Consider the following 12,471-nt stretch of genomic DNA (forward strand, 5'->3'; position numbering starts at 1 on the left):
TTTACGAGGAGTGATAAAAGCTCAGTACGCTCTACATATTACTCAAACACCTCTAAATACATGTATTTAAACTAAACACTGTCACATTTACGTAACCAAATATCTTTAGCTTGCTCGCCATACCAAGAAACAACCCAGTAATAACCAAGAGCAAATACAATGAAACACTTTAAAATAAAAGTACTGGTAGCCGCATTAGCCTTATGTAATTTAACGGCTTATGCAGAAGATGATGCAAAAGAAACCACAAAAAAAGATATCGAAGTTTCTGACAAAATTGTTGTATATGGTGAAATTGGCTACAGAAACCGTTCAGACGAACTCGCACCAACCTTAGAATATTCACAAGAATACTTTCAACGTTTTGAACCTTTAACCGCAGGCGATGCATTAAAACGAGTACCCAGTGTTACATTTTTATCGGATGTACTTGAATCGGATGGTGCACGTATGCGGGGGTTAAGCCCTGCTTATACAAAGGTGCTTATAAACGGTGAAGAAGTACCTGGCGCAGGTGCCGACCGTTCATTTTTTGTTGACCGAATTCCGGCTGAGTTAATTGAACGCGTTGAAATTATTCGCTCATCAAGTGCTAACCGCTCAGCCGATGCTATTGCGGGCACATTAAATATTGTATTGCGCGATGGTTACAGTTTAGATGGCGGTTACTTGCGTGCTGGTGGCTTGCTTTATGACGATGGTGAATTTAAAGAAAGCTTGGCTGCTGTGTACGGTACTGAATTTGCGGGTGGACGTTTATTACTTGGTGCAAATTTACAAGGCAGATATAACCCAAAACAAAAAACCAGCCTGCGCTACAGTGATAGCCCTGAAAACAATATAAATTTTCAAACAGAAGAATTTGATAACCGCGAAGACCAATCTGACACTCGCGATGGCGACGACACGTCACTTAACTCCAGCTACGAAATTGTTTTTGACGACGATAGTCAGTTTAATATTAGCGCTATGTGGGTTGATACAGAGCGTACTGAGGATGAACGTTCATTTGAATACAACGACCCAACTGCAACCAATAACGATATTGTAAATGGCGGTAACTTAGAAACAGATAATGCGAATGTTAAATATATTGACCAAACTAATTACAACATCAATACCGCTTATGAATTTCCACTACTAAGCGGCACAAGTAAGTTTAAATTTGGCTTCGCCCGGTTTGAAGAGTCTGTTTATGAGGAAGAAGTCGAATTAGATACCTCAGAGCTGCCCATGATATTTGAAGAAGAGCAAACTAAAAGTGAAATAGATGATAAAGAATGGACTCTACAGTGGCAACACAGCCAACCTTGGGGTGACAGCAAAGAAATTCAGTTTGGTGCATTTTTACAAAATAAAAAACGCGACAGTGAAATTTTAGAATCGCAAAACGAATTAGAACTTGCACTTACCAGTTGGGATCAATACGCAGCAACACCTTTAACGCTTGCTGCATTTAATAGCGAGTACGAAGCGGTTACTGGTGGTGTAAATACTTTAGAAGAAGATCGCTTTGACTTATTTGCCCTTGTTAAGCACAAAGATGATTTATTTGCTTGGGAGCTGGGCGTTCGCTGGGAGTCTACCGATTCTAAAATTAATGATAAAACAATTGGCGTGACCGAAAATAATAGTTACGACTTTATCCTCCCCTCGGCACACTTTCGTTATAACGTTAGCGAAAATGGGCGTATAAGTGCATCGATTGCGCGTAGTTTACGCCGCCCTGAGTTTGATTTTTTAACGCCGGCACTTATCGAAAAAGAGCTTGGCGATAACGACCAACTAGGGAACCCTGAATTAAAACCAGAATCAGCTTGGGGTATGGACTTAGGCTACGAGTATCGCTTAGGAAAAAGTGGCGTTGTAGGTATTAATTTATTTTATCGCAAAGTAAATGACCTAATAGAAATAGCGAATACAGGACAAGAAGGCTCTGAGGGCGAAGGTACATTTGTACTGCAACCACGCAACACAGGCGATGGTAATGTTAAAGGAGTTGAGCTTGATTTATCTACTCCACTTGGCGCATTTAGCATGCCTAATACGGGTGTATTTTTAAACTACTCATGGCTTGATAGTGAAGTAACCGATTTTTTTGGAACTCGCAAATTTAACGACCAATCAGACTACGTTTATAACGTTGGGTTTATTCAAGACTTACCCGAACTCAAAGCTGCATTTGGCGTAACTTATCGTAAGCAAGGTGATGCCTATGGACGTATTGTAGGTGAAGAAATAACTACATCTTACAGTGCCGACTTTGAAGTATTTTTAGAAAAACGTTGGGAAGATGTAACGCTACGCTTGGTGGGTTCAAACCTACTTGATGCAAGTAAAGACGAAACCTTTAATAAATTTGATACCGTTGAAGATCAGTTTAGTAGAAGCTTTGATGAGTACGAAATTGAATCTGAAGAAGCGGGACCGGTTTATCAACTTATGCTGCGTTACGCGTTTTAAATAAGTTTATGAGGTAGTGCTAATCACTTTATTTAGCGCTATCAAACATGGGAGAACAATAATGATAAAAAAAACATTACTGCTAATAACACTTGGCTTATGCAGTATACAAAGCGTATTGGCAAACGTAACGTACACCGACGTATTATACGAGCAACAAAAAATTGCCAACTTGACGGTGCTGCCTAAGAGCTTAAATTTTACGGTTATTGGTGATTGGGGTCATAACGGGCACTTTTATCAAAAAGACGTAGCGCACCAGTTAGAAATAGCGATGTTTCAAACGGATAGTGATTTTACTATTTCAACTGGCGATAACTTTTACCCCAATGGTGTAGCAAGTGTTAACGACCCGCTTTGGCAAAGTGCCTATGAAGATATTTACCATGGTCCACATACATTCGAGCCTTGGTATGTAGTACTGGGTAACCATGATTATTTAGGTAATGCGCAAGCACAACTTGATTACAGTAAAAAAAGTCAGCGCTGGAATTTACCTGCACGCTATTACAGCAAAACCTTTACTTTAAAAGGTGGCGAGCAGATATTAATGGTGTTTTTAGACACTAATACTTTAAATCCTGAATACAAAACACGCGAAAAATACAAAGCAACTCAAGGGCAAAACAGCCAAGCGCAATTAACATGGTTAAATAGCCAGCTCGAAAATAGCCAAGCACTATGGAAAATAGTGGTTGGTCATCACCCGCTTTATAGCAGTGGAAAACGTTACGGACTTACTGAAGGTTTACGTAATTTACTCGAGCCCATATTTGAGCAAAATGGTGTGCAAGCATACATAGCAGGACACGAACATGACCTGCAACATAACCAAATAGATGGCAGTAAACTCGACCACTTTGTATCTGGTGGTGGTAGCGAAGCGCGTTACGTAAAACAACGTGAATTTACGCGTTTTGCAGAAGCTACACCAGGATTTTTGATCTTTTCGATTAATAATGAAGCACTAAAAGCAACGGCTATTAACTATAAAGGCGAAGTGCGTTACAGCACTCAAAAGCGCTTTGACCAATAAAGGGTTACAACATGAACTTTAAATTAAAAACATCTATTAGCTTAATTGTAAGTAGCTTAGTGCTCAGTACATTAAGTGCGTGTAGCAATAGTAACGTGACTACAAATACGGCAGTAAAAAACACACCCGATAAAGTAGTCATTAATAGTACTAAATTTGGTCCAACAGATAACATGCAAGGCTCACAAGCGGCATGGTTAAATAATAACAATTGGTTGCTAGCAAGCGAAAGCAAAGGCTTAGTATTAGTTGAAAGTGAAACGCAACAAAGCCGCATTATAAAAAAAGGTAACTTTGAAGCGCTTGCTGTCACTAAGCTAACAGCACACTCATTTTTGGTTGCAACTATTGATAACAATCAAGATAACGTAGTTATATTTAAGCTTGAACACACTCAAAGTGGCTGGAATACAATTGAATTAACCCGTATTAACCCACCACAAGCACAACCCGATACAGTGTGTTTATTTGCTAATAAAGCGAGTGAATCAATATCAGCATTTGTACCTGATGTACGCGGGCTAATTACTGAAACTATTATTTTTGATACAGCAAATAATAAAGCGGTTAACGTAAATGTACGTGAATTTTCTGGCGTTAGTGAGGCGTCGGGTTGTGCTGTAAGTACAACAACAAATACCTTATATGTAAGTGAAAGCGAAGTAGGCATTTGGGCAATAAACGCGAACGCTGAATCGCAAGCAGATAAAAAACCGATTGCTTTAGTCGCCCCCTTTGGAGAGTTACACAGTGAACTAGGAGCTATTTCGGCTTCGCAAGATGGTATAATTTGGTTTACTAGTACCAAAAACAATACTGTGTATGCTTATGATCCAATTGGCAAAGCGTTTAATAACTGGATGTTAAATGGTGACTTGAGCTTGGAATCGGTAGCGGTAAATTACACAAGTAACAACGCGGCAACGGCAGTGCTGTATAACGACGAAACAGGCGCTTATATTAAAAGTACATTGCCTGTAACACCTATCAAAAAACCATTAAAAACCAACACTCAATCAATCACTCAAATAAAGGCAAGTGCACAAACAGCCCCCGTTCAAGCATTTGGTGATGCAGCAGACGATCCGGCAATTTGGGTTAACCCTAAAAATGCAGCAAACAGCTTAATTTTAGGCACCGATAAACGCCGTGGACTAATGGTATACAGCCTAAATGGCAAGCTTGAACAGTCACTTGAAGTTGGTCGTTTAAATAACGTAGACCTGCGACAAAATAGCACGATTAAAAACAGTACCAATACATTAATAACCGCCAGTAACCGAACACTTAACGGTATTAGTGTATTTACAGTACAAGCTAATAATAATGTGAAGTACATTACTGATATTCCTACCAATCTTGATGAAATTTATGGCTTATGTATGTACTCGTCAAATACGGGGAACTATGTATTTGTAAATGATAAATCGGGGCTGTATCAGCAATATAAAATCAGTGAGGATAACGAAAAAACAACAGGCAAACTTGTTCGCGAGTTTAACCTACCAAGCCAACCAGAAGGCTGTAGTGCAGATGATGAACTAGGACAATTATTTGTAGGCGAAGAAGATGCCGGTATTTGGTTTATAGGTGCAGAGCCAACGGCAGGAAATACACCGGTTATGCTACAAGGCATAAATGAGCAACTTGTTGATGATGTTGAAGGTATGGAAATTTACCACAGCGACAAAACACGTTATTTAGTTGTTTCCAGCCAAGGTGATAACAGCTACGTACTGTATAAAATAAAGAATGGTACTGCGGGCATTAAAACACCTAGCTTAGAGTTTGCAGGTAAGTTTAGTGTAATAAGTGATTTGGTTAATGGTATTGATGGCTCATCAGAAACCGACGGGTTAACAGTAACATCTAAGTCTCTTCCGGGTTATCCTGAAGGTATTTTAGTTGTACAAGATGGTTATAACCGTATGCCACAGCAGCCTCAAAACTTTAAAATAATAGATTGGCGAGAAGTAAAAAAAGCAATTAAGTAGTGCTTATTTAGTCGCTATTACTTTAATGTCACTTTGAGATTACCTTGAAACCATCTTGAAACTATCTTGAAATTGTATAAAAGGCTCACTTGAGCCTTTTATACAATGCTTTGCATTTGATTATTAAGTGTAATTAGCTCAATGTAATATATATTTTTATACTACAATTTAAGCTCATAAATTAATTGAGATTATAATGCGCCTACTACTTACTTTATTACTAATCACTTTAAGTGGCTTTGCCGCAGCTGAAGAAGAAAAAGTAGAACTTCCACCGGTAGACCCCGCTTACAATGCTGAGCATCCTATGGCTTTGGTTAATCAAGGCTCGTCTATTATTGCAATGAATTTACCCACCTATAATTTACCCAATGATGTGCAAGTTGTTTATAAAATAGGAAACCCCGATGTTCCATTTTTAGGCTTTGTTAGAAATACCGAGTTAATCACCGTAAAGCCACAAGCGTTTAATATTCAGCATTTAATGCGTGGTGAAGAAATTACAATTATTGCCGATATTTACGAGGGTGATTATCAACAAGGTGGCAGTTTAATTTATTCAAAAAAAGAGTTGGTCTTGAGTAAGCAGCTGTATGCCAGAGAACTAAAAGATTTGAGTGAACCATCGCAATGGCAAGACTACGACATGATTACACTAAGCGGTACTGAGCGTATTTATATTCATAAAATTCAAAAAGCACCGAGCTATAACCATCTTATTTTTGTCGATTTAGTTAATGCGTGTATGCAAAAGCTTCGTACCTCAAAACGTGTCCCAGCTGAAAATGAGCTTACCTATAAGTTTATTAATTGCGGCACGCTTAAACCACTTTATTACAATGCTGATGATTTTAAAAAGTAAAAGAGCGAGTATACGAATGTTCAATTATTTTAATATTTAGGCATAAAAAAAGGCTCTTTCGAGCCTTTGGATTAACTTTGGAATAGTTAAAAAATTTTAAATTAGGTAAGCGTTAATAGCTGTGGAGCAACACTATGATAATCAACAGCCATAGCAATGCTTAACGCTGTAATATTAATAATTGAAAATGCGAACACTTTACGTGCCCAGCTACTCATATCAATATTACGACGATAACCACGTAGCGCCATTAGCAACCACCAAAAGCTGGTAATACAAGCAACAGCCATAAAAGCAGCACCTGTGTAGCCAGTAATTGGCAGTAACATCACCACTAATGCGTATACAGCAATATAAAGCACAATGTGGCGTTTTGCTTTGTCGATACCTTGCGCTACAGGTAATACTGGAATACCTGCAGCTTGGTAATCTTTAAAGCGAAAAATAGCGATGGCGTAAGAGTGCGGCATTTGCCACAAGCTAAACATAACTAGCAGTATTAATGCGCCCATATCGAACTGCCCTGTTACGGCGCAGTAACCTACTACTGGCGGTACAGCGCCAGAAAGGCTGCCTACAAAAGTGCCATATACTGAGTTGCGTTTCATGTAGAGGCTATAAACCCCCACATAAATTACGTAGCCAAAGGCTGCAAAAAATACCGCGGCTTGAGTGGTATAGGCGATAAGTAAACCAAAGCCAATAACGCCCAATAAAACACCGTGGCTAAGTGCAGCAAAGGCCGACATTTCGCCTGTTACTGTTACCCGCGTACGAGTTCGTGCCATGGCTACATCTATGTCTCTATCAATTACATTATTGATAGCACAACCTGATGCAACCACTAGCGACAAGCCAATTAATGTGGCAATCATTAACCATGGATCTATATCACCGCGCGAGGCAAGTAAAAACCCGCCCGCTACGCTGATCAAATTGCCCATAATAATACCCGGCTTTGTCACTGATAAATAACGACGAAACATCTTCAACTCCTAGTACATCATCATTGCGTTAGATTCATAAATGATCCAAACAGATAACCCAACAACCATTACGATGATCAGAGCACTGAATAGGAATGAGAAAGTACTTGCACGACCATCTTCGGTCGTAAAATTAAGGTGTAAAAAGTATTTTAAATGCACCCAAATTTGTACGATAGCTAAAGTAACGATACTCCAAAGCGTTGTTGCTTTTGAGAAGTCACCCTCCATAACCATATAAAACGGTATAGCAGTTAAAATTACCGACAGCACAAAGCCAATTAAGTAAGTTTTAACACTGCCATGAGATTCATCATGATGATCACTTTGCGTTTGTTTTAACGCATGCGTTTCGCTGTGGCTCATTACATTGCTCCCATCAAATAAACAACGGTAAATACACAAATCCAAACAATGTCTAAGAAGTGCCAAAATAGGCTTAAGCAGCTTAAGCGCGTTACGGTTGCTTTACCCAGACCGCGTTTGGCAACTTCTATCATCATTATGGTCATCCAAATTAGTCCAGCAGTTACATGTAAACCATGTAAGCCGACTAATGAGAAAAATGAAGTTAAAAAAGCACTATGTTGCGGACCATGCCCGTTGACTATTAGATGATGAAATTCGTATATTTCCATACTAATAAACGCAGCACCTAAACAAAACGTAACAAATAACCACGTCAGTGTTAGTGCCTTTTTTTGCCCTTGAGCGGCAATCATGGCAAAGCCAAAAGTAATACTACTAATGAGTAGTGCAGCAGTTTCTACTGCTACAAAGTCGAGTTCAAAAATATCTTTACCCGATACACCACCCGCTGTGTTCATAAAGAGCACAGCGTAAGTGGCAAAAAACGAGGCAAACAATAAGCAATCGGTCATTAGGTATAACCAAAAACCGAATATGGTATCACCCGATGTATCGTGGTGATCATGCGCGTGGGCGTGATCATCGTGCGATACAGGTTCTAAATTTGCAGAAAGTGTACTCACGCTTTTAGCTCCTTAATGCCACTTGAATTATACGCAGCTTCAGTGCGTGCAATTTCATCAGGTTGAATATAGTAATCAACATCGCTGGTGTAACAACGTTTGATAAAGATGGCAATTGCGCCTACTAGCCCAACAACAGCTAACCACCAAATATGCCAAATCATTGCAAAACAAAATACTGTTAAGCTTGCTGCCATTAACACGCCAGCTGATGTGTTTTTAGGCATATGAATAGGGCTATAGTTTGCTTTATCTTGGTATGCTTGGCCTTTTTCTTTCATGTCGGTCCATGCATCAATATCATCGATGTGTGGAATTGTTGCAAAGTTATAAATTTGCGGAGGTGAACTTGTAGCCCACTCAAGTGTGTGGCCGTTCCACGGATCGCCTGTTGTATCGTCAAGCGCTTCACGGTCTCTAAAGCTCACATATAACTGAATTACTTGGCTAATAATACCAAACATAATAATTACAGCACCGCCTGCGGCAATGTATAACCAAATGTTCCAATCTGGGTTGTTAGTGTGGTTTAAACGACGTGTCATACCTAAGAAACCAAGTACGTACAACGGCATAAATGCAACGAAGAAACCGATAATCCAACACCAGAATGATGCTTTGCCCCATTTTTCGTTAAGTTTAAAGCCCATTGCTTTAGGGAACCAAAATACAAAACCGGCAAGGTAGCCAAATACTGCACCACCAATAATGGTGTTATGAAAATGTGCAATTAAGAATAAGCTGTTATGCAGTACATAATCGGCACCAGGAATGGCAAGTAATACACCGGTCATACCGCCTACGGTAAAGGTAACCATAAAACCAAGCGTCCAAAGTACCGGCACGGTTATACGTAAGCGACCTCGGTAAATGGTAAATAACCAGTTAAACAATTTAACACCCGTTGGTACGGCAATAACCATGGTCATTACCCCAAAGAACGCATTAACGTTAGCACTCGACCCCATTGTAAAGAAGTGATGTAGCCAAACAATAAAGCCTAAAATTGAAATTGCGCCGCTGGCATAAACCATCGATTTGTAACCAAATAAACGTTTACCAGCAAAGGTAGAAATAATCTCAGAGAAAACACCAAACGCCGGTAATACTAAAATATATACCTCAGGATGACCCCATGCCCAAAATAGGTTGATGTACATCATGGCGTTACCGCCCAATTCATTGGTAAAGAAGTGGAAATCGAGATAACGGTCAAGCGTTAACATAGTAAGCAAGGCGGTCAAAATAGGAAATGAAGCTGCGATTAAGATGTTTGCCCACGTACATGTCCACGTGAAAATTGGCATTTTCATTAGGGTCATACCTGGTGCACGCATTTTGATAGTGGTCGCTAAAAAGTTTACTGCAGTTAAAAGTGTACCGAGCCCGGATATTTGCAAGGCCCATATATAATAATCTACCCCCACCCCAGGGCTAAAGGTCAACTCCGAAAGCGGCGGATAGGCCACCCAACCTGTTTTAGCAAACTCACCAAACACTAGCGACATATTAATTAAAATGGCACCGCTGGCTGTAAACCAAAAGCTTAAGTTATTTAAAAATGGGAATGCAACATCACGAGCACCAATTTGCAGTGGTAAAACAATGTTCATTAAACCAATCATAAATGGCATTGCCATAAATATGATCATGATTACGCCGTGGGCAGTAAATATTTGGTCGTAGTGTTCGGGCGGCAAGTAACCAGGCGCACCACTGGTGGCAAGCGCTAACTGAGCCCGCATCATAATGGCATCAGAAAAACCACGAAACAGCATTATTAGTGCTAAAAGAATATACATTACGCCTAAGCGTTTATGATCAACAGACGTGATCCAGTCGCGCCAAAGCACGCCCCATTTTTTATACTTTGTAATAAGCCCGGCAATAATAAGCCCAGCTATAGCAATAACCGACATCGTGAACACAAGAATTGGCTCATGAAACGGAATTGCGTCTATTGTTAGTTTACCTAATAACGACATTATCATTCCTCGCCCTGGCTGTGAGATGATGGCATTGAGTGTTCATCCATTGCTTGATGCTTCTTACTCATTTGCCCATGTTCGCCCATTGCATGTTGCTTTTTGTTCATATCGCCATGCGCCTGCATATATTTCATAATAATGGTATGAAATAAGCCGTCATCAACTTTACCGTAATAAGCAACTGGGTTATTTTCGCTTGCTTTTGCAAGCTCAACATAATTTGCATGAGTCAGGTTATTAGCATTAGCTTTAATGTTACTAACCCACTTATCAAAGTCTGCTTGAGTAGGGGTGGCAATGGCATTAAACTTCATACCAGTAAAGCCTGCACCACTGTAATTTGCCGAAAAGCCTTTAAATGTACCTGGCTCATTAGCAATTAAGTGAAGCTTGGTTTCCATACCGGCCATTGAGTATATTTGACTACCCAATTGCGGAATGAAAAACGAGTTCATTGTGCTCTCTGAAGTGATTTTGTATTCAACAGGTACATTAGCCGGAAACACTAATTCATTAACCGTAGCAATACCTTGCTCAGGATAAATAAATAGCCACTTCCAGTTTAATGAAACCACTTCAACAGTAAGATGCTTACCTTTACCTTCAATTGGTTTGTAAGGGTCTAGCTCTTGGGTAGACACCCAGGTAATAACACCTAAAATAATCACAATAACAATAGGGACAGCCCAAACTGCGGCTTCAATTTTATTTGAATGAGCCCATTTTGGAGCGTAAATTTCATGAGTTTGCGTGTCTCTATATTTCCATGCGAAATACAAAGTCATCACAATAACGGGAACGACTACAAGCAACATAAGCACGGTTGCGATGATGATTAAATTTTTCTCATCTATGCCTATCTGCCCTTTTGGATCGAGTATCCCGCCTTTACAGCCTGACAACGCCAGCACTGTACTAGCTAAAGCAATATTACAAAGGTTACGAATTAACAAGGGAGTATCCTACAAACCTAAAAGTTCTAATTTGCTGCTTTAAATAAAAAACAAAGCAACGATTTTTCGGTAAAACCCAAGTTAACTGGAATTAAATTATAAAAAATAAGGGGGCTATTCAAAACCTAAAGCTCATGCCAATAATGACCTAGCAACAAACCCAGCTTTCTAAACGCATTTATATAACGTAATAAAAGTTAACTTGGGTGAGTGGTGGTTGGCTGAAATGTGTTTAAAAAACACTGAGCTACTTTGTTTTAGCTAACCTTAATTATTTACAGCAAGAACAAATAATTAAAACCAGCAACAAAATGCGGCCTTACAGACAACCTGTAAAGCTAGGTGGAGCACGACAACCGTGTGCAACTTGCACTGGCTGAAGAACTTTAGCCTTGCTAAAAGCAAAGGCTGCTTTACGGAGGATAATTCCAGCACGACGCGCTGGAAAAATATGGAACAATAGCCAGCAAAGGCCAATAAGTAACTGACTTGATATGATCGGATGAGCTAAAAATTGCACAATATTAAGTAACAGCGGCTCTACAATAAACCCATCACTTAATAGCGCTTCAAGCTTGAAGGCATCCTCTAGTGCACCGCTTAGCAACATTACAGTATTAAACACTAATAAAGTTATAGCTACACACACGCCCTTGCCTGCTTTATTCAAGCGCTCACACGTCTGCGGCTCGCCAGAGGCAAGATCCGTATTTGTATGATGCAAAGAAAGTGTGTTCAAAAACATTAACCTACTAAAATGACTATAACAAAATTAGAGGAATACAGTTTGCAATGGAAAAATTTAAAAAACATTGCTGTTGTAAGCCCTAAAACCAGGTGCTAAATACAATCAAATCCAGCTAGCACATATTTACCTAGCGAAAATTGATCCGTATCAATCAAACTTTCAAAACTTACTGAAAGTTCGAACGTGAGTATAACAAAGAGAATTTTCTGTTCAACTAAAAATCAATTAATTTGAGTTAAGCTTTCGAAGCTATTTTGTTAATAAAAAATAACAACTTAAATAACAATGAGTTAGCTTGAATTAAAAATAATTTAAAGCAGAATATTTAATAAAACTATAGGTTTTTTGGAAGGAATAATAATTGTGTGGCACAAATAAAAACAGCTCAAATTCAGTCACCACCGAAATTGAGCCGCCTTTCACACTGACAACATCTTCACACACAATAT

General features: G+C 39.3%; 10 protein-coding genes. 4 read left to right on the plus strand and 6 right to left on the minus strand.

Features of this window, described 5'->3' with window-relative positions:
- Positions 1-159: 159 nt before the first annotated feature.
- The 4 genes from AAEY68_RS10795 (at position 160) to AAEY68_RS10810 (ending at position 6,355) form a co-directional block, all read left to right on the plus strand.
- Positions 160-2,463 (plus strand): TonB-dependent receptor plug domain-containing protein, encoded by a 2,304-nt coding sequence (locus tag AAEY68_RS10795; RefSeq protein WP_024593518.1) that lies wholly within the window; start codon positions 160-162, stop codon positions 2,461-2,463.
- 61 nt (positions 2,464-2,524) lie between these two features.
- On the plus strand, positions 2,525-3,499 hold the full coding sequence (locus tag AAEY68_RS10800; RefSeq protein ID WP_024593517.1) for a metallophosphoesterase: 975 nt from the start codon (positions 2,525-2,527) through the stop codon (positions 3,497-3,499).
- Positions 3,500-3,510: 11 nt separating this feature from the next.
- On the plus strand, positions 3,511-5,493 hold the full coding sequence (locus AAEY68_RS10805; RefSeq protein WP_350585912.1) for a phytase: 1,983 nt from the start codon (positions 3,511-3,513) through the stop codon (positions 5,491-5,493).
- Between the two features lie 196 nt (positions 5,494-5,689).
- Positions 5,690-6,355 carry a hypothetical protein gene (locus AAEY68_RS10810; protein WP_024593516.1) on the plus strand — a complete coding sequence of 222 codons (666 nt, stop codon included), beginning with the start codon at positions 5,690-5,692 and terminating at the stop codon, positions 6,353-6,355.
- 101 nt (positions 6,356-6,456) lie between these two features.
- On the opposite strand, the gene cyoE is transcribed toward AAEY68_RS10810, so the two are convergent.
- The 6 genes from cyoE to AAEY68_RS10840 form a co-directional block, all read right to left on the minus strand.
- On the minus strand, positions 6,457-7,341 hold the full coding sequence (gene cyoE / locus AAEY68_RS10815) for a heme o synthase (protein ID WP_007581172.1): 885 nt from the start codon (positions 7,339-7,341) through the stop codon (positions 6,457-6,459).
- Positions 7,342-7,350: 9 nt separating this feature from the next.
- Positions 7,351-7,707, minus strand: a complete 357-nt coding sequence (cyoD, locus tag AAEY68_RS10820) for a cytochrome o ubiquinol oxidase subunit IV (RefSeq protein ID WP_002958101.1) — start codon at positions 7,705-7,707, stop codon at positions 7,351-7,353.
- Entirely contained in the window at positions 7,707-8,333 is a 627-nt protein-coding gene (gene cyoC, locus AAEY68_RS10825; RefSeq protein WP_024593515.1) for a cytochrome o ubiquinol oxidase subunit III, read from the minus strand. The genes cyoD and cyoC overlap by 1 nt, the downstream gene beginning before the upstream one ends.
- Positions 8,330-10,318 carry a cytochrome o ubiquinol oxidase subunit I gene (gene cyoB, locus AAEY68_RS10830; protein WP_024593514.1) on the minus strand — a complete coding sequence of 663 codons (1,989 nt, stop codon included), beginning with the start codon at positions 10,316-10,318 and terminating at the stop codon, positions 8,330-8,332. Before cyoB ends, cyoC begins: the two co-directional genes overlap by 4 nt.
- Before the next feature lie 2 nt (positions 10,319-10,320).
- Complete coding sequence (gene cyoA / locus AAEY68_RS10835; RefSeq protein WP_024593513.1) at positions 10,321-11,274, minus strand: ubiquinol oxidase subunit II; 954 nt, start codon at positions 11,272-11,274, stop codon at positions 10,321-10,323.
- A gap of 319 nt (positions 11,275-11,593) precedes the next feature.
- Positions 11,594-12,013: a hypothetical protein gene (locus tag AAEY68_RS10840; protein WP_024593512.1), complete on the minus strand. Its 420-nt coding sequence runs from the start codon at positions 12,011-12,013 to the stop codon at positions 11,594-11,596.
- Positions 12,014-12,471: the final 458 nt, after the last annotated feature.

Source organism: Pseudoalteromonas sp. RB2-MNA-CIBAN-0110, from assembly GCF_040309305.1.
GTDB lineage: Bacteria > Pseudomonadota > Gammaproteobacteria > Enterobacterales > Alteromonadaceae > Pseudoalteromonas > Pseudoalteromonas arctica.

Bases quoted from the DNA above. Each gene is read 5' to 3' on its own strand.
- cyoD (WP_002958101.1), bottom strand. From the start codon at position 7,707: ATGAGCCACAGCGAAACGCATGCGTTAAAACAAACGCAAAGTGATCAT.
- cyoE (WP_007581172.1), bottom strand. From the start codon at position 7,341: ATGTTTCGTCGTTATTTATCAGTGACAAAGCCGGGTATTATTATGGGC.
- cyoB (WP_024593514.1), bottom strand. From the start codon at position 10,318: ATGTCGTTATTAGGTAAACTAACAATAGACGCAATTCCGTTTCATGAG.
- AAEY68_RS10810 (WP_024593516.1), top strand. From the start codon at position 5,690: ATGCGCCTACTACTTACTTTATTACTAATCACTTTAAGTGGCTTTGCC.
- AAEY68_RS10805 (WP_350585912.1), top strand. From the start codon at position 3,511: ATGAACTTTAAATTAAAAACATCTATTAGCTTAATTGTAAGTAGCTTA.
- AAEY68_RS10795 (WP_024593518.1), top strand. From the start codon at position 160: ATGAAACACTTTAAAATAAAAGTACTGGTAGCCGCATTAGCCTTATGT.
- AAEY68_RS10800 (WP_024593517.1), top strand. From the start codon at position 2,525: ATGATAAAAAAAACATTACTGCTAATAACACTTGGCTTATGCAGTATA.